At 56.5% G+C, this 24,924-nt stretch carries 17 protein-coding genes; 2 read left to right on the forward strand and 15 right to left on the reverse strand.

Annotation, left to right across the window (positions count from 1 at the left end; genetic code table 11):
* Positions 1-5 precede the first annotated feature (5 nt).
* The 7 genes from QOT07_RS12335 to QOT07_RS12365 all read right to left on the reverse strand — a co-directional run bounded on the left by QOT07_RS12335 (position 6) and on the right by QOT07_RS12365 (position 13,342).
* Positions 6-1,484: an efflux transporter outer membrane subunit gene (locus QOT07_RS12335; protein WP_283603242.1), complete on the reverse strand. Its 1,479-nt coding sequence runs from the start codon at positions 1,482-1,484 to the stop codon at positions 6-8.
* Positions 1,481-4,657 carry an efflux RND transporter permease subunit gene (locus QOT07_RS12340; protein WP_283603243.1) on the reverse strand — a complete coding sequence of 1,059 codons (3,177 nt, stop codon included), beginning with the start codon at positions 4,655-4,657 and terminating at the stop codon, positions 1,481-1,483. The genes QOT07_RS12335 and QOT07_RS12340 overlap by 4 nt, the downstream gene beginning before the upstream one ends.
* Positions 4,654-5,787, reverse strand: coding sequence for an efflux RND transporter periplasmic adaptor subunit (locus QOT07_RS12345; protein WP_283603244.1), 1,134 nt, complete (start codon positions 5,785-5,787; stop codon positions 4,654-4,656). Before QOT07_RS12345 ends, QOT07_RS12340 begins: the two co-directional genes overlap by 4 nt.
* Before the next feature lie 96 nt (positions 5,788-5,883).
* The gene (locus QOT07_RS12350) at positions 5,884-7,977 is read right to left on the reverse strand and encodes a putative bifunctional diguanylate cyclase/phosphodiesterase (protein WP_283603245.1); all 2,094 of its coding nucleotides are present in this window, start codon (positions 7,975-7,977) and stop codon (positions 5,884-5,886) included.
* Positions 7,978-8,262: 285 nt separating this feature from the next.
* Positions 8,263-10,698: a glucose/quinate/shikimate family membrane-bound PQQ-dependent dehydrogenase gene (locus tag QOT07_RS12355; protein ID WP_283603246.1), complete on the reverse strand. Its 2,436-nt coding sequence runs from the start codon at positions 10,696-10,698 to the stop codon at positions 8,263-8,265.
* 676 nt (positions 10,699-11,374) lie between these two features.
* Positions 11,375-12,307, reverse strand: coding sequence for a LysR family transcriptional regulator (locus QOT07_RS12360; RefSeq protein WP_283603247.1), 933 nt, complete (start codon positions 12,305-12,307; stop codon positions 11,375-11,377).
* 150 nt (positions 12,308-12,457) lie between these two features.
* Entirely contained in the window at positions 12,458-13,342 is an 885-nt protein-coding gene (locus QOT07_RS12365) for a LysR family transcriptional regulator (RefSeq protein ID WP_283603248.1), read from the reverse strand.
* 131 nt (positions 13,343-13,473) lie between these two features.
* On the opposite strand from QOT07_RS12365, the gene QOT07_RS12370 reads away from it, so the two are divergent.
* A complete protein-coding gene (locus tag QOT07_RS12370; protein ID WP_219016180.1) occupies positions 13,474-13,896 on the forward strand; it encodes an ester cyclase in 423 nt (140 codons plus the stop codon).
* Positions 13,897-13,965: 69 nt separating this feature from the next.
* On the opposite strand, the gene QOT07_RS12375 is transcribed toward QOT07_RS12370, so the two are convergent.
* The 5 genes from QOT07_RS12375 to QOT07_RS12395 all read right to left on the reverse strand — a co-directional run bounded on the left by QOT07_RS12375 (position 13,966) and on the right by QOT07_RS12395 (position 21,138).
* A complete protein-coding gene (locus QOT07_RS12375) occupies positions 13,966-15,438 on the reverse strand; it encodes a pyridoxal phosphate-dependent decarboxylase family protein (RefSeq protein WP_099062014.1) in 1,473 nt (490 codons plus the stop codon).
* Positions 15,439-15,443: 5 nt separating this feature from the next.
* The gene (locus tag QOT07_RS12380; RefSeq protein WP_198404395.1) at positions 15,444-16,835 is read right to left on the reverse strand and encodes a diaminobutyrate--2-oxoglutarate transaminase; all 1,392 of its coding nucleotides are present in this window, start codon (positions 16,833-16,835) and stop codon (positions 15,444-15,446) included.
* A 395-nt stretch (positions 16,836-17,230) separates the two neighbouring features.
* Entirely contained in the window at positions 17,231-17,950 is a 720-nt protein-coding gene (locus QOT07_RS12385; protein WP_219016182.1) for an SDR family oxidoreductase, read from the reverse strand.
* Between the two features lie 2 nt (positions 17,951-17,952).
* Positions 17,953-19,611 carry a GMC family oxidoreductase gene (locus QOT07_RS12390; protein ID WP_283603249.1) on the reverse strand — a complete coding sequence of 553 codons (1,659 nt, stop codon included), beginning with the start codon at positions 19,609-19,611 and terminating at the stop codon, positions 17,953-17,955.
* Positions 19,612-19,620: 9 nt separating this feature from the next.
* Entirely contained in the window at positions 19,621-21,138 is a 1,518-nt protein-coding gene (locus QOT07_RS12395; RefSeq protein ID WP_283603250.1) for an aldehyde dehydrogenase family protein, read from the reverse strand.
* A 168-nt stretch (positions 21,139-21,306) separates the two neighbouring features.
* On the opposite strand from QOT07_RS12395, the gene QOT07_RS12400 reads away from it, so the two are divergent.
* Positions 21,307-22,239, forward strand: a complete 933-nt coding sequence (locus tag QOT07_RS12400) for a LysR family transcriptional regulator (RefSeq protein ID WP_283603251.1) — start codon at positions 21,307-21,309, stop codon at positions 22,237-22,239.
* Here the strand turns inward: QOT07_RS12400 and QOT07_RS12405 are convergent.
* From QOT07_RS12405 to QOT07_RS12415, 3 genes are read right to left on the reverse strand one after another with little or no spacing between them, the layout of a single operon-like run.
* Entirely contained in the window at positions 22,214-23,011 is a 798-nt protein-coding gene (locus QOT07_RS12405) for an alpha/beta fold hydrolase (RefSeq protein ID WP_283603252.1), read from the reverse strand. The two genes, QOT07_RS12400 and QOT07_RS12405, sit on opposite strands and share 26 nt — an antisense overlap.
* Before the next feature lie 19 nt (positions 23,012-23,030).
* Positions 23,031-23,219, reverse strand: a complete 189-nt coding sequence (locus QOT07_RS12410; RefSeq protein ID WP_219016187.1) for a hypothetical protein — start codon at positions 23,217-23,219, stop codon at positions 23,031-23,033.
* Between the two features lies 1 nt (position 23,220).
* A complete protein-coding gene (locus QOT07_RS12415; RefSeq protein WP_283603253.1) occupies positions 23,221-24,921 on the reverse strand; it encodes an FAD-dependent monooxygenase in 1,701 nt (566 codons plus the stop codon).
* Positions 24,922-24,924: the final 3 nt, after the last annotated feature.

Consider the following 24,924-nt stretch of genomic DNA (forward strand, 5'->3'; position numbering starts at 1 on the left):
TCGATTTATTTTACCCGTTGCAAATTAGTCGTGCCGTCAGCGCCTCGGCAGTCGTTCAGCCCCGATGTACAAGCTTGCCAACCACCGCCTAGCGCCTTGTAGATACTGACAATGGCAAGTTGCTGGTCGGTTCGTGCGACGCTCAGCGCCCGGCGGCTGGCGAAGTCAGAACGTTCGGCATCGAGGACCTCCTGGTAGAGGCCTTCACCTTGCGAGAACCGCACCCGGGCCAGGCGGGCCGCCTCGCGATTGGCCGCTGACTCATGCAGACGCAGCGCCAGCGTGCTGCCGGCGGCGCTATAAGCCTTAAAGGCATCATCGGTTTCCTGCAGGGCCCGCAGCAAGGTCTGGTCGTAGAGGATCAGGGCCTGTTTGGCGCGTGCCTCGCTGGCGGCGATGCGGGCGCGGACACGCCCGCTATCAAGCAGAGACCAGCGAATGACCGGGCCGATAAAGCTCGACAGGGCTCCCGCGCCGCTCATCGCATCCAGACTGCCGGCGACGAACCCGATCGACCCCGTTATCTGGATCTCGGGGTAAAGGCCCGCCGTTTCTACACCAATTCCGGCGGTTGCCGCCGCCAGGTTCCGTTCGGCCGCTGCAATATCAGCGCGCCGCCACAGGAGCGCGGCAGGGTCACCCACGGCCAGGGTTCGGACTTTCAGCATCTCCTGCGCAGCGGTGGCAGCAGGGGGGCTGAATCTTTGCGGTATTTGACCCAGCAGGACGGCCAAGGCGTTGCCGGCGGCCGCACGGCGGCGTTCAAGTTCTGGTGTGGCCGCCTCAACATTTCGCAGTAAGGTTTCGGCACGCAGCCGGTCGACTTCGCTGGCGGAACCGGCGCTGATCCTTCGCTCAACCAACGCCAGACTTTCGCGCTGGTTTTGGCGAGTTGCGGCGACCACCGCAAGTTCGGCCTCGATACCTTGTAATTCAAACCAGGTCGCCGCCACTTCGGCAGCGACGCTCGCCTGTACACCGCGCAACAAGGCTTCGTGTGAGCCCGCTTGTGCTTGAGCGGTCTCTACCGATCGCCGCACGCGGCCAAAGAGATCGATTTCCCAGGCTGCGTCGATCGCCCCACGATAGCTTTCAGTCCGGCGCGGTTGGTCAGGCGAGATCTCCGTTTCACTCCAGCGACGCTGGTCATAGCTGAGCGCCGGGCCCCCTCGCGGCAGGAAGTTCTGACGGTTCTCGCGCAGCAGGGCTTTTGCTTCCTCCAGCCTTGCGGCAGCGATACCAATGTCATGGTTTGCCGCCAGCGCTTGCTGAACCAGGCGGGTTAACGCCGGCTCCTCGAAGGTGCGCCACCACTGCACCTCGACCTGGCCCGAACTCAGACCTGCGGCCGGGTCAGCAAAACCGCTGGGAAACGCCGATGACGACAGCGGGGGCGGCGTGTAGTCGGGGCCGACCGCCACGCAGCCGCTCAGCAGGACCAGCGCACTCAGCGGTGCTACAAGAGCTTGATAGCGTATTTTCATGACGAGACTCCCTCTCTGCGTGCTTTGATTCGCGAACGGTACCGATCGAAGCGGGCCGCCAGGCCACGCATCAGCAGATAAAAGACCGGCGTCAGGAATAAGCCAAACAGCGTCACGCCGAGCATGCCGGCAAACACCGCAATCCCCATGGCCTGGCGCATCTCTGCCCCCGCGCCACTGGCCAGCATCAGCGGAACCACTCCGGCAATAAAGGCCAGCGAGGTCATCAGGATCGGCCGTAGTCGCAGTCGACAGGCTTCGATAACCGCTTCCAGGGGGCTGGTCCCTTCGGCTTCAAGACTGCGGGCAAACTCAACGATCAGGATCGCATTCTTGGCGGCCAGGCCGACCAGCACAATCAGCCCGATTTGCACAAAAATGTTGTTATCACCGCCGGTTAGCCACACGCCGGTGATGGCGCTCAGCAGGCTGGTCGGCACGATCAACAGCACCGACAGGGGCAACAACCAACTGTTGTATTGGACAGCGAGGATCAGATAGGCGAGCAGCACACACAGCGGGAAAATGAACAGTGCCGTGGAGCCCGCGAGTTTTTGTTGGTAAGTGAGATCGGTCCATTCGAAAGTCATGCCTTCCTGCAGGGTTTCCCTCGCCAGGCGTTCCATCATTGCCACGGCTTGCCCCGAACTGACGCCCGCCACTGCGCCCCCCGAGATGTCGGCCGAAGGATAGCCGTTGTAGTGGATCACCCGGTCTGGGCCTGAGCCCGGCGTAACGGTGACAAACGAGGATAAAGGCAACATCTCGCCGGCCGCATTGCGCACTTGCAAACGGCCAATGGCTTCGGCCTGCATGCGATGGTCTGCATCGGCCTGAGCGGTCACCTTGTAGGTGCGACCGAACCGGTTGAAGTCGTTGACATACAGAGAGCCGAGATAGACCTGCAGCGACTCAAAGACGTCCGCCAAATTGACCCCCTGACTTTTGGCCTGGGTGCGGTCGATGACGACGTCGAGTTGCGGGGCATTGACGTCAAAACTGGTGAGCAGCCCGGCCACCTGCCCGGACTCATTGGCTTTCATCATCAGCACTTGCGTCTGCTGGGCCAGGGCTTCCAGTCCGGCACCGCTGCGGTCTTCGATCTGCATCTTGAAGCCCCCAGTTGCGCCGAGGCCGGGCACCGGTGGCGGTGGGAACACGCCGAGGAAACCGTCAGGAATAGCGGCGAATTTTGCTTGCAGGCGGCCGGCGATCGCTGTCGCAGCCAGGTCAGACGTGGTACGCGCCTTGAACGGGTCGAGCATGATGAACATGACGGCGGCATTGGGTACATTGACGAAACCGTTGATCGACAACCCCGGGAAAGCCACTACGCTTTCAACGCCAGGCTCTGCCAGTGCCATTTTCGACATCTGTTTGACCACCGTATCGGTACGATCCAGCGACGCCCCATTGGGGAGCTGGGCGATGGCAACCAGATAGTATTTGTCCTGCATCGGCACAAAGCCCGGCGGTACCGCCCTGAAACCGAAGAAAGTCAGCGCAAGCAGCCCGCCATACATCACCAGCGCCATGCCACTGACCCGGACCACCTTGCGCACCGTGCCGGCATAGGTATCGGGCGCACGCTGGAATGGCCGTCCGAAAGCCTGCAACCCGCGTTCGGCTCGGCCGCGCAGACTGTGCGGATCGCGTGCCATGGCAGGCTGACGTGGCCGCAGCAAAAGCGCGGCGAGCGCCGGACTGAGTGTCAGCGAATTCACCGCCGACAGCAGGGTCGAGATAGCAATGGTGAGCGCAAACTGGTGATAAAACTCACCCTGCAGACCGCTCAGGAAGGCGGTAGGGATGAAAACGGCGGCCAGCACCGAGGTAATGGCAATGATCGGGCCGGTGACTTCGTCCATCGCTCGCCTGGCGGCTTGTTTGGGGGGCTCGCCATTTTCGATGTGACGTTCGACATTCTCGACCACCACGATCGCGTCATCGACGACGATGCCGATCGAAAGCACCAGGCCAAACAGCGATAAGGTGTTCAGCGAAAATCCCATCAGGTGCATGACGGCAAAAGTGCCGATCAGCGAGACCGGTACGGCCAGCAGTGGGATCAGCGAAGCCCGCCAATTGCGCAGAAACAGCACCACTACAATGACCACCAATATCAGGGCTTCCAGCAGGGTGATGGCCACCGATTCAAGCGAGGCGCGAACGAACACCGTCGGATCATAGGCGATGCGTGAGCTAAGGCCGGGTGGGAAGTTGCCTTCAAGCCGTTGCATGGTTGCCCGTACCGCCTGTGAAACGTCCAGCGCATTAGCACCGGGACTCTGAACGATTTGCAGCGCAACGGCCGGTTCGCCGTCGAGCAGGCTACGCAGGGCATAGGCATCCGCCCCCATTTCAATGCGGGCGACATCACGCAGGCGCGTGACTTGTCCGTCCTGGCCGGTGCGAATGATGATATCGCCAAACTGTTGCTCGTCGGTCAACCGCCCGAGCGTGTTCACCGTTACCTGAAATGCCGCATTGGCGTGGGGCGCCTGGCCAACGGAGCCGGCCGCCACTTGCACGTTTTGCTCACGCACGGCGGCGATCACTTCACCCGCCGTCAGCCCGCGTGCGGCGATCAGGTCCGGATCGAGCCACAGGCGCATGCTGTACTCACCTGCTCCCCAAACCAGAACGTCGCTGATGCCCGGAATGCGGGACAGCTCGTCGCGCACCTGTAGAAAAGCGTAGTTCGACATATAAAGCGGGTCGTAGCGCCTGTCGGGTGACAGCAGGTGAACCACCATCAGGATGTCCGGCGAGGTCTTCTGCGTCACCACGCCCTGGCGTTGAACCTCTTCCGGCAAGCGCGGCAATGCGCGCGAGACCCGGTTTTGCACCTGGATCTGCGCCATATCGGCATTGGTCCCCTGTGCGAAGGTGACGGTCAGGATCATTCGCCCATCGGTAGCCGACTGCGACGACATGTACAACATGCCTTCAACGCCGGTAATGGCCTGTTCGAGCGGCGCAGCGACCGTTTCGGCGATCACTTTGGGGTTGGCTCCCGGGTAGGTCGCGCTGACTTGCACGGTCGGTGGCGTCACCGCGGGATATTCGCTGAGCGGTAACTGAAAGAAGGCGAGGATCCCGGCGATTACCATCAGGATCGAAAGAATGATAGCCACGATAGGGCGGTCAATGAAGAAGCGCGGGAAGGTCATGACTTAGCCCTCGGCAATGGCGTACCGTCGATCGCCGCCGGTTGTGGGGTAATCTGCATGCCGGGGCGCACCAGTCCCTTGACGACAATGCGTTCGCCGGGTTGCAGACCTTGCTCAATCACGCGTAATCCCTCAAGCACCGGGCCAATTTCAACGGGCCGATACTCGGTCTTATCGTTTTTACCGACCACGAGCACGTAGCGACGTCCCTGATCGGTACCGATCGATTGATCGGAGATTAAAACCCTGGCCTGTGGTGCACCGGTCTCCAGTTTGACCCTGGCGAACAGGCCAGGCATTAATTGCCCCTCGGGATTGTCGACAATGGCGCGCACACGTACCGTTCCGGTACCTCGATCGGCGGTGTTGGCGAGAAAGTCGATCCGGCCCGGCCGTGAATAGGTCTTGTCGGTAAGTAATGCCACCCTGACCCTGGCGGTCGCGTTGGCCCGGTCTGCGGCGAGCGACCGTAAATAGGTACGTTCGTCGATATCGAAATAAACGTAGAGTGGGTTGAGCGAGACAATGGTGGTGAGCGGCGTTACGCCGCTGGCGACATAGTTGCCCTCGGTGACCAGGACTTGTCCGATGCGTCCGCTGATCGGCGCCGTGACGCTGGTGAAGCTCAGATCCAACTGTGCGGCATCCAGAGCGGCCTTTGCAGCGTCGACCTGCGCTTTACGCGTATTTAAAACGGCCGTTGTCGCATCGAGGCGCTCACGGGCCACCACCTTTTGGGCAAACAATTGTGTGGCACGCCGATGGTCCGTCTGGGCGAGAATGAACTCCGCCTCAGTCTCACGCAGACGGGCTTTCGCGGCGCTCACCGCCGCCTGGAACTGCCGAGGGTCGATCAGGAACAGCTTGCGGCCCTTCTCAACAAAGCGGCCCTCCGGAACGCTCACCTGCTGGATATAACCGGCAACGCGCGGGCGCAATTCCACCCGGTCTATGGCCGTGAGTGAACCGGTGAATTCGGCAAAGGGCGCTGCCGAACGGATGAGCACTTCAGACACCGGTACGCTGGGTGGCGTTGCCACCGTGGCGAGCGGTACGGCTTCCTTGCATCCGGCGATAGCCAGCGTGATGCCCAGGGCCACGGTGAATCGAATCGGGTGTTTATCTTTCATCGTCTTGCCTCCCTCAACTGGAGTCGAATGGGTTTGCAGAGCCGGGGTGGCTGCGGTTCCCTTTCTCAGACGATCAGATTTCCCACGTTGGGAAGGTCAAGCAGATATTTGCGGGGCGGGCCTCATTAACAACATGCTGAGCGCTTTAGGTGCCTCAACGGCCTGGCTAAACAGAAAACCTTGACCCAAATGGTAGCCTGAGTCACGCAGCGTTTGGCGCTGCTGCTCGGTTTCTATGCCTTCTGCAATGATATCGATGGCGAGTTTCTGCCCCAGAATACCCATGCTTTCGACAATGCCCAAAATGGCCGGTTCGTTGTTCATGCGGCGAATAAAATCACGATCCAGTTTTATGCAGTCCAGCGGGTAATCCATCAGATGGGTAAAGGAAGAGTGCCCGGTGCCAAAGTCATCGAGCGCAATGCGGATCCCCATTTCCTTGAGCATTTGCAAAGCCCGCAGCACATATTTCGAACCGTGCTTATTGAAGGCATGTTCGGTCACTTCCAGCTCAATCAGAGGGTGAGGGATATTAAACATCTGCAAGCGCTGCAGGAAAGTTTCGGCGTAGTTGTCGCGTAAAAACTCGATAGGGGACGCGTTCAATGACACCGGCAACACCTCAACACCGGACTCAAGCCAGCCCGCCATATCGGCAAACACCTTCAACTGCATGGTTTCACCGATTTTGGTCGCCAATTCGTAATCGTTAAACGCTTCGCTGACGCTATCCGGCATCTGGATGCCAGTGCGCGGACAATACCAGCGCAGCAGGGCTTCAAAGCCGACAATGGCACCGGTGGGCAGGCTGACTTTCGGCTGATAGCTGGGGCGGATTTGATTATGACGCACAATCTGGCGGGCACGATTTAACTGCGCAGCGCGCTCCTTGGCCTTATCCATCATCTTCGAATTAAACATATAAACGCCGCCGCGGCCGCCGTCCTTGAGCTCGTACAGGGCGGTGTCGGCGCATTTCATCAGTTCGGACGCATCACGGGCATCCTGCGGATACAGGGCGCAGCCAATGCTCATGCCGCAGTGAAGCGCTTTGCCACCGTGGGTGATCGGCGATTCAAGCTGCATCAGAAAGCTATTGGCGATTTTGAAAATATCCTGCTGGTTTTCGACGTCGCTGATCACTACTGCAAATTCATCGCCGCCCAGTCGGGAGACAAAAGAGTTCGGGGTCAGATAGGTTTTTAGTCGCCGGGATAAGACGCGTAGCAGATGATCGCCGGCATCATGCCCCAGGGTGTCGTTAACCAACTTAAAGTGGTCAAGATCCAGTAAAATCAGCCCCAGCGATGTTTGGTTATTCAGAGCCCGTTTCATTTCCTGCTTTAATCTTTTCTTGAATAACCGCCGGTTGGGCAAGGCGGTCAGTTCGTCATATTCACTGGCGATCAGCAAACGTCTTTCAGCTATTCGCTGCGAGGTCACATCGCGCGAAACGCACAATATATTCTGTATCCGATCATCCTTATCGGTCACCGGGCTGAGGATATTATCCCAATGCTGCAGTGTGCCTTCCGGGGTAGCACTAAGGCCGGCAAATCTGGCATTTTTGCCGTTTAACACCTTACGCAGCGCTTTTCTGCCACGCTTGCGAGCCTCTGGGTGCAGTAGATCCAGCCAGGGCATGCCAAATTGTTGTTGGTTTTCATCTATGCCGAGGGCGAGGCTACCGGCTCGGTTCATATGCAGCAACGAACCGTCATTGTTAATCACTTTGATACAGTCGACGCTGGCATCCAGCATATTTTTCTGCGCCGCCAGCGTGTCGATGATGATTTGTTTTTCCAGCATTTGCTGATGGATATCGGCACAGCTCAGGTACCAATGGTTCTGCGCGGAGTTCGGAACTTGCTTTGCCGCGAATGACAGTAAAAACCAACGATACTCACCACTGTAATGGCGCAGGCGGGCTTGATTAACGAACGAGGTAGCGGCAGTCATCGCTTGTTGCCACAGCGTATTCACGCGGGCATAGTCATCCGGATGCAGAGTATTCAACCAGCAAAGGTCATTGTTATCAGATGAAGAGAGTCCGGTATATTCACACCACAACTCATTAAAATGTCCCCCGAGGCTATTCCCAACGCCAATGAGATTCGGTAAACCGTTAAAGATTTCATTAGCTGGATCAACAGGATGATTGCCATCACTGTGCTCGGATAAAACATTCATCTGTCATTTCCTCTGAAAACCGCCGGATATTCACGCCAAAAGAATATTCTTGCCAGCGGAAATCGTTCTATAGCCTGGTCTGCTCAATAACAAGCCGTCAAAGAGAATGAGATATAATTCAGGGCAACACATTAGGAATACTCTTGTATTTGGGCTTTTTAAATGATCCGGCTCTCCCAGGGGGCTTCCCACCGTTAAATATCTTCCTTCCGTGGTGGCAGCAGATATTAAAAAGCCCCCATCTTTATCAGATGGGGGCTTGATGATTATAGCCTATGGCCAGATTTATTTATCGAGAGCATAGGCAATGACGTAGTCACCACGGTCTGGCGATTGGCGTGCACCGCCGGCGGAAATCACAATGTACTGTTTGCCGGTGGTTGGCGACACATAGCTCATTGGCGTACCGCCGCTGCCAACAGGCAGACGTGCTTTCCACACTTCTGCGCCGGTAGAGGAGTCAAACGCGCGCAGGTAGTAATCCTGAGTACCGGCAATAAACACCAGGCCGCCCTGAGTGGCCAGCGTGCCGCCCAACGTCGGCATACCTACCGGCATAGGTGCGCGCATTTTGATGCCGAATGGCCCGGTATCCTGCACCGTACCGGCCGGAACTTGCCACACCACTTTCTGAGTTTTCAGATCGATGGCGGACAGGGTGCCGAACGGTGGTTTCTGGCATGGAATGCCCAGCGGTGACATAAAGCGGTTTTTGTTGACGCCGTAAGGCGTCCCTTTCAACGGCACGGCACCCATCCCGGTGTTGACCGATTCACCGCCGTTGCTGGCCGGTGTATTGGCATCGTTTTTCTGCGGGATCATCTGTACCCACAGGCCCAAACGCATATCGTTGGCGAAGATATAGTGGTTGTTCGGATCGGTCGACAGGCCGCCCCAGTTCATGCCACCCAACGAGCCCGGGAAGCTGAGCGAGATATCGGTGTCGGGGGCGGTAAACAAGCCGTCATAACGCATCGATTTAAAGCTGATGCGGCACATCAGTTGATCGAACGGCGTTGCGCCCCACATGTCAGACTCGGTTAACTTCTGATTGCCAATCTGCGGCATGCCGACAGAAAATGGCTGAGTGGCCGAGTATTGCTCGCCAGGGATGGTGCGAGTTTTTACCGGCAGCTCTTTCACTTCGGTTAAAGGTTTACCGGTATGGCGATCCAGCACGAAGAGCTGCCCGGTTTTGGCACCAATGACCAGCGCCGGCTTGGTGGTGCCATCCTTCATCGGGAAGTCGATCAGACTTGGCTGCATTGGCAGGTCGAAGTCCCACAGGTCGTTATGAACGGTCTGATAGACCCATTTTTCTTTACCGGTGGTGGCATCGAGCGCCAGGATAGACGCGCCGTATTTGTGATCCAGTGCGTTGCGGTTTGCGCCCCACAGGTCAACCGAAGAGCTGCCCATCGGCAGGAACACGGTGTTCATGGCCGGATCGTAGGACATCGGTGCCCAGGAATTCGGCGTACTGCGCACAAAGGTCTGGCCCGGTTTCAATGCCGAGTTCGGATCTTGATTACCCGGATCGAACGCCCAGCGCATTTTGCCAGTGACCACGTCGAAACCACGCAGCACGCCGCCTGGCATGTCGGTTTGTACGTTATCGGCCACGCGACCGCCGACCACGATGGTGGTGCCTGCCAGCGTAGGTGTAGAGGTCAGTTGGTATTTGGGATCGGAGGCATCACCCAGACCGGCCTTCAGATCGACCACACCCTGGTTGCCAAAGTTCTGGCAGAACTCGCCGTTATCGGCGTTGATTGCCACCAGGCGTGCATCGATGGTGTTCATCAGAATACGACGCTGGCAACTGTCGCCTGCCGCCAGGGTGACCGGCGTGGCAGGGGTAGAGCCTGGCACCGTCGGTTGCGGCAACGGTTTGGTGACGTCGAAGTAGGCCAGCCCACGGCAACGGTTCCACACCTGGGATTTCGCATTGACTTCACGCTTCCAGATCTCTTTCCCGCTGTCGGCATCGACGGCAATCACGTTGTTATGCGGCGTACACAGGAAAATACGGTTACCGATTTGCAGCGGCGTTTGCTGGTCTTCGGCACCGTTACCGTCCGGACTTAACGGAGTATCGCCGGTGTGGAAGGTCCAGGCGACTTTCAGCTCTTTCACGTTGTCGCGGGTGATCTGGTCCAGCGCCACGAAGCGGCTGCCGCCCGGGGTGTTACCGTAGTTATCCCAGTCTTTTTGCTGCTTGGCTTTATCCACCGGGATCAGCGGCAAGGGTTCGCCGCTAAAAGCGACGGTAGGGTGTGGCTGGAACATCTGTACGAAGGTGCCGACCATGCCCACCGCCAGCACCGCGCTGAGCAGGTAGGACAGTTTTGCCAGCGGCGCCTTGCCTTCCGGCTTACGCAGCGCCGGCCAGCTCAGGAAGGCTAACAGCATCAGTCCGGTTGGCACCATCAGGCGTGAAACCAATGGCCAGAAGTCAAAACCGGCATCGAACACCGACCAAATCAGTGTGCCGATAAAGACCAGCAGGAACAGCACCACCGCTGAAGATTTGCGACGGAAGAATTGCACTGCAGAAAGTAGGGTGACGATACCGGCAATCAGGAAGTAGCTGCTGCCCCCCAGCGAGACTAATTTACCGCCGGCAATGGCAAAGAATAGGCCGACTGCGGTAAGGATTATCCCCAATAAACAACACCATAGTTTAAGTTTTATACCCGGACGGGCATTTGATTCAGGCATGGCTGACAGACTCCAAGATAATGTTTTTCTTCATGTTTACCCCGAATGAACGCGGTATCGCTGTTCCCTGGACAATGAGGGAACCGAGCGCGAGTCAAACAGTGGAATTCGCGTATTGTACCATTTGATTCGTTAGCAAGTTAAGGATATGTTGGTTTCTGGCAAAAATTGTTAACCTGAAGTGCGAGGGGCAATGATTTATGGCTCGCTGGTAGCCGATAAAATGTAGCTCTTGAGAGCATCTTGAAAAAGAGCAGATAAAATCTGGAGGATGACGACGTCTAATATCAGCTGATTTAAAGGAAAACTGCAGTCACATACTCAGGTAGCTTCAGGTAAGTTTTATAAACCCATTTGCAATGCAGGGGTGATAAAGGCTGTTAGTTATTATGAACAGGGAATAGACAAACCTGAGAGCATATTTCATATTGCTGATTTTCCGGCCCGTTAATCGGGCCTTTTTGGTTTCTTTAGTTACATAAGGTTAAATGTTTTAATTTGTTACGTTAATATTATTATTCCGCTATGCAGTGCTTCGGTTGATTGGGCGTCATCGTTTTTAATGTACTGCATAGTGGGCATCCTTAAATCCAGATTTATCCTTAATCAAAAATCCTATAAATTCACGACAGTGCCATATCTATTGATATTAATAGTATCGACAACCCTGTACCCATTAGGTATTGATCATCGCGAAACGCTGTTTAACCACGCTCAATACCCATTGTCGTAGCCAGCGATGTGCCACATCGGCTTCTAAGCGCGGATGCCACATCTGTGAAACGGTAATAGCCTGGGTTTTTACCGGCAGTTCAAAAGCAAAGAGAGTAGCACTATCACCATTGCCTACGGGTTGATTGATCAGGAAAGAGGCGGGGACCAACGCCACCAAATCAGAGGCCTGAGCCACCGCCAGCGCGGCGGGAAAGCTTGGCACTACCGCAGCAACCCTGCGCTCCAGCCCCAATTCGGTCAGCGCCTGGTCTACCGGCCCGGTTAATAGCCCGCGGCGTGAGGCAACTACGTGGCCGCAAGCGGCATACTGCTGGGCAGTAATTTCACTTTGCTGTTCAAACGGATGACCTTTACGGACCACCGCGACGAAACGATCGCGAAATAACGTCTGTAAGCGGATCTCTGGCCCCATTTCGCCCAGTACGCCAATCTCAAGATCCACCAACCCTTCACGCAAATGCTTTGAACTTTTTTCGGGTTTGGGGGCAAAACACAGGCGTACAAAGGGGGCTGCCTGCGCGGCCGCCGCGATCAACACTGCGCCAAATGCCTCGACAAAACCTTCGTTGGCACGCAGGGTAAAGGTTCGTTCCAGGGTGGCTAAGCTCAGTTCCGACACCGCCGGACGGAGTACCGCCCGGGCTTCGAATACGGCGTTTTGCGTGCGTTCACGTATCTCTTCGGCGTAGGGTGTTAACACCATATTGCGGCCGGCACGTACCAATAAAGGATCGCCGGTGACTGCCCGCAGCCGACTAAGCGTGCGGCTCATCGCCGAGGCGCTTAATTCAAGCCGACGCGCCGCACCAGCGACGCTGCCCAGAGAAAGAAGTGCATCGAGAGCAATCAGTAAGTTGAGATCGGGGTCTGTCATTGCTGGCATCCTGAGCAGTCAATAAGGGGAGGCGTCCGCTGCATGTTATAAGTGCAAATGCTGCGTCTTCTGCAATCTATCCAGCATAGTTATATTTTCTACCCCACAAGACAACTGAAATGCTGAAGAAATCACCCCCGTCTGCCGGTGCTACTGAAAGGCTTTAACCAGAAAATCGATAAAGGCCCGTGTTTTCGCCGGCAAGTGCTGGCGAGAGGTATAAACCAGATTGACGGCCAGGCCGGGGAGCGCCCAGTCGCTCAGAATCTGGACTAATCGGCCCGACTGCAGGTCTTCCTGAATCACATAGGTGGGTTGCGCCAAAATGCCCAGATTTTGCAGTGCAGCAGCCCTTATCAGATAGCCGTCATTGGCTTCAAGAGCGGGTTGGGGGAAGGTGGTGACAAACTCCTCGCCTCGCTGAAAAATCATTTTATAGGGGTCGTTGGCATAGGAGTAGAGCAATAGCTGATGGTCAGCAAGCTCCCGCGGGTGATTGGGTGTGCCATGCCGTTGCAAATACTCTGGCGTTGCCGCTAAAACCCGTTTCGTTTCTGTCAATTTACGCACAATAAGCCCGGTATCTGGCTCGCTTTCTCGGGTGCGAATGGCGATATCGATATTATCGTCAATGATGTCGTAATAGCGATTCTCCGCAACGATCTCTAAACGGACATCCGGGTTTAGTAACTTGAATTGAGGTATTAAAGGGAATATGAGCCGAAGGCAAAGTGACAAGGATCCGGTAATGCGTAAGACACCCACCGGATGGTCTTTGCTGGCGGTGACCGCATCGGTTGCACTTTGCATGGTAGTGAGGGCCGCTTTGGCACTGGCGTAAAACGCTTTACCCACTTCAGTCACAAATAACCTGCGGGTGCTGCGTTCTATTAGTCTCACGCCAAGGCGATCCTCCAGCGCTGCCAGGTGACGGCTGGCGGCGGCGTTCGACAAACTTAGCGCTTCCGCCGCCTTGCTTAAACTGCCTAACTCTGATGTTTTTACAAAAAGCTCATACTCGGTCCAGCGATCCATGGGTATTTTCCAGTTGGCGGAAATCTGTTTTCCAGAATAAGACTTTTTCATCACGTTTGGAATTGTCACTATATCGACAGTTTCGAGAACAAAGTTGTTCTACGTGGAAAGTCACAATTATGGAGTCATATATGACGGATATTCTAAGGGTTGTAAAAAACTATTTTTCAATTTGCGTCGATGGGAAAGATGTGGAACGAGTCAGCGAATTCTTTGCCGATGATGTCATTATTCATCGCCCCGACGTTGCTGAGCCGATTGTCGGGATAGACCCCTTCAAAACGGCATTACGCCTTCATGTGACCGACCGTTATGCATCTATACAGACCACTTTCCAAAAAGAAGTGGTTACCTCCGATACGGTAGTGGTGGCTTTAACCCACGTAGCCAAAGGCTCGAATACCTGGCACGGGTTTGATGTCACCGGCAAGGATGTGACCTGGACATCGTTGACTTATTTTCGGTTTGGCAAAGAAGGGAAGATTGTTGAAGAAATTGTAGAGCGTAATGAATTATTTATGGCTAAGCAGTTAGGCCTTATTGATTACCAATAAGGCGTTCGCTAAAAGAAAAAGCCGATAACCCGCAAAGGTTATCGGCTTTTCGCTGCCGGTCAGGGCGGATTAAGCGGCAGGCAACTGCTGCGCGGTTTGATCCACCAGTGCCAGCAGGACTTTGATATCGTCCAGGCTGACCGTTGGGTTTAACAACGTCATTTTCAGGCAGGTCACACCGTTAAACTCGGTCACCCCAACGTTGGCACGCCCTGACTCCAGGAGCGCATCGCCAATCCGCTGGTTCAGCAGTGCCACTGCGGCATCGCCGCTGTTGGCTAATGACTGCGGACGGTAGCGGAACAGCACGCTGGCCAACTGTGGCTGCATCACCAGCTCCAGCGCCGGTTGGTCGCCAATATAGTGGGCAACCTGTTGCGCCAGCGTCACGCCGTGATCGATGATCGCGGCATATTGTTGCTGGCCTAACGCCTCCAGCCCCATCCACAGTTTTAACGCATCAAAACGGCGGGTGGTCTGCAAGGATTTAGACACCAGGTTAGGCACACCCTGAGCTTCGTCGAACTCGGAATTCAGGTAGGCCGCCTGATAACGCATCAGCTCATAATGACGGGCCTCTTTCAACAAGAAAGCGCCGCAACTGATGGTCTGGAAGAATTGCTTATGGAAGTCCAGGGTAATGGAGTCCACCAGTTCAATGCCGTCCAGGTAGTCACGGTACTTCTCGGAAAGCAGCAGCGCGCCGCCCCAGGCCGCATCAACGTGCACCCAGACCTGGTGTTCCGCCGCCAACTGCGCAATTGCACGCAGCGGGTCGATAGCCCCGGCATCGGTGGTGCCCGCGGTAGCGACAATCGCCAGGATCTGCTCGTCATTGGCCTTGGCTTGCGCCAGTTTTTCGGCCAGGTCGTTCACATCCATCCGTGCGAATTGATCGGTTTTCACCAGCGTGACGGATTGGTAACCCAGACCGAGCAACGCCATGTTCTTCTGCACCGAGAAATGGGCATTTTCAGAACATAATACTTTAATCTTGCGCAGGTTACCGACCAGACCATCCTGTTGCACTGAGTGCCCCTGCTTGGCGAAGAAGGCATCGCGTGCCAGCATCAGGCCCATCAGATTGCTCTGGGTACCACCACTGGTGAACACGCCCGCATCGCCAGGCTGATAGCCAACCTGGGTACGCAACCACTCGATCAGCTTCATCTCGATGATGGTGGCTGACGGGCTTTGGTCCCAGGAGTCCATGCTTTGGTTGGTGGCGTTGATCAACACTTCCGCCGCCTGACTGATCACCAGACTTGGGCAATGCAAATGCGCGACACACTGCGGGTGATGCACCGACAGGCTGTCTTTTAAAAAGTATTCAATCGCGCGTTCGATGGCCGCCTGGTTGCCCAGGCCCTGCGGATTAAAATCCAGCGTAATGCGTTCACGCAGTTCGGCAACGGTTTTTCCCTGATACATCTCGGGTTGTTGCAGCCACTGCACTACCGCCTGGCTACTTTGCTCGATCGCTTGCTGGTAAGCTTCGGTGCTTTGCGCCGAGGCGGCCAGAATCGGGTTTGACCGGGACATTAAATTCACTCCATGCCTACAGGCTTGACGCCGGCGGCTAACAGGGCCTGTTCAAATTTATCCAGGAAAATGCCCAGCTCATCGTTGGTGATCAGCAGGGAAGGCAGCAGACGCAGTACGTTACCGTTACGGCCGCCACGCTCCAGGATCAACCCGGCTTCGAAGCATTTTTTCTGCAGCAGGGCAGACAACTGCGGATCCGCCGGGTAGCAACCCATATGATCCTGCGCTTCGTCAGGTTTAACGATTTCCATGCCAATCATTAAGCCCAGACCGCGCACGTGACCTATTGCCGGATAACGTTTTTGCAGCTCGGCCAGCTTGGCTTTCAGCCATTCGCCTTGTGCGGCGACCTTATCGGCCACGTTGTTATCTTTAAGGTGCTGCAGGGTGGTCAGGCCGGTGGCCATCGCCAGTTGGTTACCACGGAAGGTGCCGGTGTGGTGGCCAGGCTCCCAGGCGTCAAATTCTCGCTTGATGCCCAACACCGCCAACGGCAAACCGCCGCCTACCGCTTTGGACATCACGATGATGTCCGGCTCAATACCGGCGTGTTCAAAGGCGAACAGTTTACCCGTACGGGCAAAGCCGGCCTGAACTTCGTCGATAATCAGCAGAATGCCGTGTTCCTGAGTGACTTTGCGAATGCGCTGCAACCATTCGACCGGGGCCGGGTTGACGCCGCCTTCACCCTGAACCGCTTCCAGAATGACGGCCGCAGGTTTGCGCACGCCGCTTTCGACGTCGTTAATCAGGTTTTCAAAATAGTAGGTCAGTGCCTTAACGCCAGCTTCACCGCCGATGCCCAGTGGGCAGCGGTATTCGTGCGGGTAAGGCATAAACTGGACTTCCGGCATCATGCCGTTAATCGCTTCTTTCGGTGACAGGTTGCCTGTGACCGCCAGCGCGCCATGGGTCATGCCATGGTAGCCGCCGGAGAAGCTGATCACCCCAGAACGGCCGGTGTATTTTTTCGCCAGCTTCAGTGCGGCTTCGACCGCATCCGCACCCGATGGGCCACAGAACTGCAGGCAATATTCCTGGCCCTGTTGCGGCAATAAAGAGAGCAAATAAGCTGAGAACTGATCTTTCAACGGGGTTGTAAGATCGAGAGTATGTAACGGCAAGCCGCTGGTAATGACATTTTGGATGCTTTGAAGGACGTCAGGGTGGTTATGACCCAGAGCCAGCGTACCCGCACCAGCCAGGCAATCAAGATATTGATTATTCTCAACATCGGTGATCCACACGCCTTGGGCTTTCGCAATTGCCAACGGCAATTTACGGGGGTAACTCCTGACATTCGATTCAAATTCGGCTTGTCTCGCCAAATATGTTTCGTTGTTTACATTTTCTAAACTCACACCGAAATTATCAATACGGACTTTATCCGTCATCATATCTCTCCTACAACTGGGGGTATCGATACCACCCTAGTTGAATTATTAAATTGAATAAGTAACTACCGTGAAAAAACGCGCCCAATATATGGCTTTTTACCCCCCGGCTCAATAGTTATTTGGCCGGGCAGAATTTATTGTTTTTTCGATAAAAATCAACAAATTGCTGCTTTATTAGCCAATAATGGCGTGATTTGGGGATAATGGAGCGCTTGACAAGGCACGAAAAACTCCCGCAAAGAAAACAGGGGTACCGGCCCAATACGTTTATTTTGCAGGTAATTTTCACCGGGATGGCAAGCTGGGTACGGAGGGATTTTTGAAGTAACAACTTATTATTAATAAGTTGTTACTTAGACATTAACTGACTTTAGCGGAGGTAAAACTGTCGATCACCAGGGTATTTCACCGTGACGGTCAAAGAATCCGCCGGTGGGCCCATCATTGCCGATAGAGGCCAGTCTCACAATGGCATCCGTTCCTTCCGTCACCGTCTGATGACCGGTATGGTGATTGATGTCGGTTTTAGTAAAGCCCGGATTGACGGCATTGATCCTGATCGTCGGCAAGGCCTTGGCATACTGAGTGACCAGCATGTTGAGTGCTGCCTTGGAGGACGGATAGGCCAGTTGCAGCAGCCCGGCCTCGAAGGTTGCACCGCCTTTGCCGGTCATGGTGTGCAATGACCCCAGCGAGCTGGATACCATCACCACTCTGGGATTTTTTGCTGCCTGCAGCAAGGGCAGAAAAGCTTGCATCATACGCACCACGCCGAAAACATTGGCCTGATACATCTCTGCCAGCGCGGCGGCACCGGTTTGGGTTGGATGCTCGCGTGACCCGCCAACCCCGGCATTATTGATCAACACGTCGAGCTGGCCGTAAGCCTTGCTGAAATCAGCCGCGGCTTGCCGGACCGATTCTTCCGAGGTTACATCAAGCACCAGCAGTTCAGCCTTCAACCCCAATAACGTCAGCGCCTGAATCGCCTGTTCGCCACGCAAGGGATCGCGGGCACCGAGTACCACGCGCCAGCCGCGTTCGGCCAGACGGCGGGCGGTTTCATAACCCAGCCCCTTGTTGGCACCGGTAATCAATACGGTGGTAGTCATGGTTATATCGCCTTAATTTGATGGCTCGACAGGATCATGTCGGCGGCTTTTTCACCGATCATGATGCTGGGCGCGTTAGTATTGCCGGTAGGAATGACCGGCATCACGGAAGCGTCGATCACCCTCAGCCCCGACAGGCCATGCACACGCAATTGCGGGTCGACCACCGCCATAGCGTCGGAACCTATGCGTGCGGTGCCGACCTGATGGTGGTAGGAACCTGTCATGCGGCTGATGTAGTCGCGCATTTGCCGACGATTGTCTACGCCGTCCATTCCCATCTCCTTGCCGCGCCATGGCGTAAGTGCCGATTGATGCATCACTTCGCGTAACAGCAGGGCTTTGTCGGTCATCACCTCCAGATCCTCACCTTCGGAAAACACCCGGGGGTCCATTAACGGGGGCTGCAAGGGGTCACGTGAGTTAAGCCACAGGCGGCCACGGCTTTGCGGTCGCACCAGACCCGGTGTGACGGTGTAACCCTGATTCACCCCTGGCAGGAACGGCATAGTGAACAGCAGTGACTGGGTATCCGGCGCTGAGAGCTGCGGCGCTGACTTATGGAAAATCTGCGCTTCAATACCCGAAGCCAACCCGACCGTCACCGGCTGTGGTGAAGACCAGACCATCGGGCACACCAGATGGTCATGCAGGTTTTCACCCACGCCGGGCAGGTTAACCAAAGGAGTTATCCCCATTTTTTCCAGTTGTTCCGCCGGGCCGATACCGGAGTGCAGCAAAATAGAGGGGCTCATCAACGAGCCGGCGCACAGCAGCACTTCATGACGCGCTTCGATACGGTAGTCGACGCCGCGATGAATAAAGTGCACGCCGGTGATACGGTCACGCTGGTTTAACAGTTTTAGCACCCGTGCTTCGGTGATCACCGACAGGTTGTCGGCCTGTCTGATGGCATCGCCATAACAGACCCAGGCACTGGCGCGTTTACCGTCCGGCGTCATGGTGTACTGCGGGAAACTGATCCCACTTGAATCCTGGCCGTCGTTGTAGTCCTTTACTAGTCGCAACCCGGCCTGTTGCCCGGCCTCAACAAAAGCGTGCGCCAATGGCGTCATAGCCGGGCTGGATACCTGCAACAGGCCGCCGGTGCCGTGCATCGCGGACAGCCCGCTGATATTGCAGTGCTCCGCCTTGCGAAAATAAGGCAGAACCTCCTGCCAGCTCCAGCCGGTGGCCCCCAGCGCGGCCCAATTGTCATAGTCGGCGGGCAGGCCACGCACGTACATCATGCCGTTGATCGCGCTGGAGCCGCCCAGCGTCTTGCCGCGTGGCCAGTAAATATCCTGTTTGCCGGCGTAAATTTGCGGCTGGGTAGAAAATCCCCAATCGACAGCGGAATGCCACAGTTCCATCGCCTGAGGCGGGTTATGGATCGCCGGCATATCATCTCTTGGCCCGGCTTCCAGCAGTAATACCTTTAACCCGGCGTCCACCAGTCGACGGGTGACTACCGATCCGGCCGAACCGGCGCCGATAATAATAAAATCATATTTACCCTCATCATTACGGGTTGCCGCTTTACGGGGCACAGGCTGGCGCGCATGGCCGGAGAAGGGCAAGGCGGCCGCGGCCCCGATGGCCAGACTGGCGGCGATAAACCGGCGCCGGCCGCTGTCGGTCAGTTTGTTATCTGGGTTCATGGCGATTCCTTAGTGAGCGTCGATGTCTTTCAGGGCGATCCAGGTGGCTTTCATTTCCCCGTATTGCCGCAGAGCATGTATCGACAGATCGCGGCCGATGCCGGACTGTTTGAAACCGCCAAAAGGCGAGAGAATATCGCGCGTCAGGAAGTGATTGACCCAGACGGTTCCGGCCTCCAGTTGCCGGGCAATGCGGTGCACTCTGGCAATGTCCGGGGTCCAGAAACCGGCGGTCAGACCGTATTCGCTGTCGTTGGCCAGCCGAATGGCCTCTTCTTCATTCTCAAAGGTAATGATTGAAGCGACCGGGCCGAAAATCTCGTTTTGCGAAGCGGTCATGGTCGGCGTGGCGTTGTCGATGATGGTCGGCGTAAAGAAGTGCCCACCCGGAACGATATCTTTTTCGGGGATCCCGCCGCAAAGGATGCTGGCGCCTTCATCACGGGCAGATTCCACGAAACCGAGAACAGTCGCTTGATGGCCGGCATCAATCAGCGGTCCCATCATGGTGGCAGGATCGAGCGGATGCCCTGGCTGCCAGCGTTTCACTTCTTCCAGCAGGTGCGCAAGGAACTGTTCTTTGATCGAGGACTCCACCAGCAAACGGGTACCGGAGGCGCAAACGGCACCCTGATTGGCGCAAAAACCCAGGGCGGCAAAGCGTGCTGCGCGTGCCAGATCGGGCGTGTCGGCAAAAATGATATGCGCGTTCTTGCCGCCGCCCTCAAGGTAGGTGCGTTTCATGTTGGACTGCCCGGCATAAATCAGCAGTTGCTTGGCCACCTTAGTCGATCCGGTAAAGGCCATGGCCCGTACGCCGGGATGCAGTGCCAGAGCCTGACCCACCTGGGCCCCTCCGGTAACGACATTGAATACGCCGTCGGGGATCCCGGCCTGACGGGTCAGTTCCGCCAGGCGGATACCGGTGAGCGGGGCCTTTTCCGACGGTTTAAACACCACCGAGTTACCCATTGCCAGCGCCGGGGCAATCTTCCAGCAGGCAATCATTAACGGATTGTTCCAGGGCGTCATTACCGCCACCACCCCCAGAGGCTGATGGGTGATCATGCCGTGGAAACTGTCCCCGGTCGGAGCTATCTCGCCGGCAATCTTGTCGATCGCTTCGGCGTAATAGCGCAGGGCTTTTGCCACGTCCTGAATATCCATATCCAGCGACTCATGAATGGTTTTGCCGGTATCCAGGCTCTCCAGCAGAGCGAGTTCCTCCTGGTGCAGAATCACTAAATCGGCCAGGCGCAGCAGGACACTTTTGCGCTCGGCCGGGGATTTATCTCGCCAAACCCCGGCGGCGAAGGCCCGGCCCGCAGCAGCAACCGCATCATCAATGGTGGTGAGATCGCAATCGGCAACCGCCGCCAAGAGCCGACCATCGATCGGACTGTTATCGGCAAAGGTAGCGCCGTCGGTCGAGTCCTGGTACTGGCCGTCAATATAGGCACGTCCTTCGATCTGCAGTGCATTGGCTTGCTGCTGCCATTGTTCGAACGTTTTAGTCTGGCTACTCATAGGAGGTCCTTAGTTAAGTCGGTGATGATCCTCGTCGAGGAATGCAGCTAAATTAACGGCGGTAGCGCTGAACAAACAGTGGGCTGGCCGAATCACACTGTTGCCGTACAGGAACCAATAGAGGGTGTATATTGTGCTAATGACGCAGCAGGCTTAAAGGACGTAAATATGGATATGATGAATGCATTGCGCATATTCAATGCGGTGGTGAGCGGGGGCAATTTCACCGCTGCGGCAGAGGCTCTTGACCTGTCACGCCCCAGTGTCAGCAAGGTCATTGCCGAACTGGAACGTCATTTTGGCGTCCGCTTATTACATCGTACTACCCGAACCATGACGTTGACCGAGGCCGGCCGCGAATGCTTCGAGTACAGCCAGCGTATTGCTGCCGAATGCCAGGCGCTGGAGGCTTATATGGGCAATCAGGGCCAGCCGGCGGGCACGCTGCGCATCAGTGCGCCACACCCGTATTGCCGGGCGGAGCTGGCAACCATTGTCGCCGGTTATCAGCGCCGCTATCCGCGCGTATCTGTGGAGTTTTGCCTCAGCGATCAGTTGGTTAATCTGATAGATCAGGGCATTGATGTGGCGATCCGCGTGGCCAATCTATCGGATTCATCTTTGGTGGCGCGCAAGCTGTGCGATATCCCTCGCATCCTCTGCGCATCCCCCGATTACTTGAAGCGCCACGGCACGCCCGCTACGCCACAGGAATTGCGTGACCACAACTGTCTGGTGTACTCACTGTTGCCGCGTGCGGAACAATGGGAATATTTGGATGCGCAGGGGCAGTTGACCGAGGTGCCGGTATTCGGTTCACTGCGGGCCAACAGCGGCGATGCCTTGTTGGCCAGTGCGCTGGAAGGTCGGGGGATTATTCTTGAACCGGAGTTCGTGGTGCGCGAAGCGCTGGCCAGCGGGACTTTGGTCAGACTGATGAGAGACTGTACCTGGAGCCACCGCTCGCTGTATGTGGTTTATGTTAACCGGCGCTATTTGCCGGTTAACATCCGCAGCTTTGTTGATTTTATCGCCGAATACTACCAGCAGGCCGTCGAGCCGCAGGATCCGAAGCTCACAGCGAATCCTGCAGATAACTGAGCATTGCCTGGTTGAACCCGTGCGGATCCTGTAGTGGAGCAAAATGACTGACGCCGCGCAGCAGGATCCAGGTTGAGGTTGGGATGGTGGCAGAGATGTACGCCGCATGATCCAGGGCGATGGCCTCATCATGTTCGGCGGCAACAACGGCAACCGGCCGGGTGATGCTGTGCAACTGCGCATCGCTATAGTTGGGTTCGCGCTGCCACATGCGGCTTATCTGTGCGATAAAAGCCTCAAATTCATCGGGGGTGGCGGAGAGTGCCTGATACTCTTGCTGTGCCCGATCTGCGGCGGCCAGAAAGGTAGCGGTCTGGTCGAAACCGGGCTTCACGCCGGTCGGCGAAACGTTGAGCCCGAAAGCAAACAGCGTATTCAAGCGGTTAGGGTGGTGAATGGCGATCTCCAGCCCGATCACCGCACCGTCGCTCCAGCCCACGATGTGCGCGCGCTCGACAGATAAAATATCCATCAGCGCCAGCACGTCAGCGGCCATCAGGTGATAACTGTAAGGCTGCGCCGAACGCGTACTGCGGCCGTTGCCACGACTGTCGATGGCGATTGCCTGATAGCCGTTGTTCACCAGAAAATCGATCTGGCTTCCCCACCAGTCGGCGCTGGCAACGCCGCCATGCAGCAAAATAACCGGTTCACCTTCACCGAACACCGAAAAATAGAGCTGAATTCCGTTAACGGCCTCATACGCGCAGTGGCCTGTCGTCAGGATCGGCAGGGGTTCAGGCAGTGTCTGCCAGGGCGCTAATTCATGCATAGTTTTGTCCTCGTTGGGCTCAGGGCTTAAAGCGCGCGGCTTCGGCAATCAGTTCCCGGGCGGCCGTTTCATCCGCCAGGGCATCCAACAGCAACAAATTCAGGCGGGCCAGGAATAACGCCAGGGGTTCGCCGGAAAATTGCCCGGCAGTCTGATAAAACTGGCTGTACAGCTCATCGAGCTGTTGTTCGTTCAACTTAACCTTCATTTCATGATCCTCCGTTGTCATTCTGGTGGCCACATGCCCGCAATAATGCCTGTTTAATCATTTCGGGCGTCGCGTGGTCACTCTTGGTCCAGCGCCAACAAACGTGACCGTCCGGTCGAACCAAGTACAACGCCCCGGCAGGGCCACTGTAGGCGGCATGCAACTGTCCGTGCGGGTCTTCCACTGCACCGGCGTCACCGGATTGCGGCTGCCCAGGGCGGCCGATGGTCACTACACGTAACAGGGGTTGGCGATCTATTTCCTGGGCGGCCGTCGTGTCGTGGGCCAGGAAGCGCAACAGGGTGAAATGGCGCGCATCCAGCAGGCGGGTCAGATGCTGTGGCTTGCCGTTAAGCAACAGGGGGAATTCCGGCAACACCGCGCCGGGTTGTGGCCCGCTGGTTTCGGGAGGGCTGGCGACTGGGGTATTCAACGGCGAATCGGTGTAGCAAATGCTGTGGGTCTGCCGGGGATTGATCAGCGAAGAGAACTGCGGATGGCGAGCCGCCAGCGACAGCACCGCATTACGCAGTGTGCTGCCGGCCGGAGTGGCAGGGCACATAAACTCCGCGCTGCGGCTGGCCTGTCCGGCATTTTCACACCAGGCCGCCCGGCGTTCGCTGGAATAACTGGTCAATAAAGCCTCTGGCGCCAACCCCTTGAGCACGTAGGCCAGTTTCCAGCCCAGGTTGTAGGCATCGTCCAGGCCACCATTAAGCCCGCGCACGCCGAATATTGGCACCACATGCGCCGCATCACCGGCGAAGAGCACCCGCCCGTGGTGATAGCTGTCCAGCGACAGCGCCTTGGCGTTATACATGCTGATCCAAATCGGACGCCATTTTCCCTTTTCGCCGACCATTTCAAGGAAACGTTCCACCACCGGCAGCACGTTTTCCGGCTTCAGTCCTTCCTCGTCGCTGACATGATCCTCCAGCAGGTAATCTATGCGCCAGATATTGTCCGGCTGGCGGTGCATCCACATGGGGCCGGGGCGCAGGGCGGTTTCAAACCACACCCGGCGCTCGGCCGGCGTTTCGCTTTCCAGCTCGATATCGACGATGGCGAAGCGCCCATGGTGCACTTCTCCTTGCAAATGCAGCCCCAATTGTTCCCGCACCCGGCTGCGGCCGCCGTCGCAGGCAATCAGCCAGTCGGCCTCTAACGGGTAGTCAATGTCGTTGGCTTTTAGTGACAATGTCACGCCATGATCGTGGTGAACCAGACTTTGCAGTTCGGTTCCCCAGCGTAATTCAATCAAATCGTCGTGGCGCAAGACTTCGTCGAGCAGAAATTGCTCGATATAATATTGCTGCAAATTGATCATCGCCGGGAACTGCTGGTTATCATCCAGCAACATGTCGAACTGCATCACCAAATCGCCCTGGTAAAAGCTGCGACCCCGGGTCCAGGCCAATCCTTTACCGACAAAGGTGTCGGCCAGCCCCAGTTTATCGAGGATCTCCAGGCTGCGACGGGAGATACAGGCAGCCCGGCTGCCGGTGCAGACCTGGGTGTCATTTTCCACAATCAACGAGGCGATGCCCTGTTTCGCCAAGGCCAGTGCCAGCGATAAGCCGACCGGGCCACCGCCAACAATCACCACCTGATGCCGACGCGGTTCACGTCCCTCAAGCAACGGGGGCAATTGGACCGCATATTGTTGGTAACGGAACTCGCCAATCACGTTTTCTTGTTGCATAAA

It is taken from the genome of Serratia proteamaculans, assembly GCF_949794035.1.
Taxonomy (GTDB): domain Bacteria; phylum Pseudomonadota; class Gammaproteobacteria; order Enterobacterales; family Enterobacteriaceae; genus Serratia; species Serratia proteamaculans.